The organism is Bartonella sp. AP88HLJMH, assembly GCF_042195605.1.
Lineage (GTDB): Bacteria > Pseudomonadota > Alphaproteobacteria > Rhizobiales > Rhizobiaceae > Bartonella.
The window spans coordinates 1-656 of the sequence record NZ_JBHIOR010000117.1 but is presented as its reverse complement, the minus strand read 5'-3'; the positions used below and the strand labels follow the sequence as shown (position 1 = coordinate 656).

Genomic DNA, 656 nt, shown 5'->3' with positions numbered 1-656 from the left:
GCAAACGTCTGATTCATTGAATAAAGTTGATTACCAGCGACAGCATCCGTTGATTTAGCGCTAATCTCACCATTTGCAAGGAACGTAATTCTACTGTTTTCTTGTGTCCTGACAGCTTTGCCTTTTTCTTCTTTACTCTTCTCATGACGCGCGACAAAGGCATTAGCTTTATCGTTCCATAATAAAGCATTCTGCTCAATGGTCTGTGTAAGTTCATTGCTGTTCTTAGAAAGCTCATTATGAAGATCTGTCAGTGATGTATCAACACCGCTAAAGGCTGAACCAACATCATGATATGACTGGCCACCAACAACATACGTCGGAAGATTGCCTACAAGAACATCAGCACCACCACCTAAATAGCTCGATGTATTTTTAGAAACACTGTCTAGATTAGTAGTCACTGTCGTAACATTTTTATTAGTCGCAAATAACTGAGAGCCATTTACAACTTCTGTCGATTCTGCTGAAAGCACTCCTGCCTTAACACCTGAAAGTATCCGGTCTTCTTTCTTACTGTTGGCAATGTTGAGTTCTGTACCTTCTACTTCTTTACCAATAGTGATAACCTTCGTATTATCATCCTGCTTGGCAAGACTATCACTGACTACATTAGTTACATCATTATGAACATTCGTGATAGAATTTGCAACACC

1 pseudogene is annotated in these 656 nt (G+C 39.6%); it reads right to left on the bottom strand.

The window, feature by feature from the left end:
• Nucleotides 1–656, bottom strand: a pseudogene (locus ACFIMA_RS09900) (hypothetical protein); the annotation flags it as partial.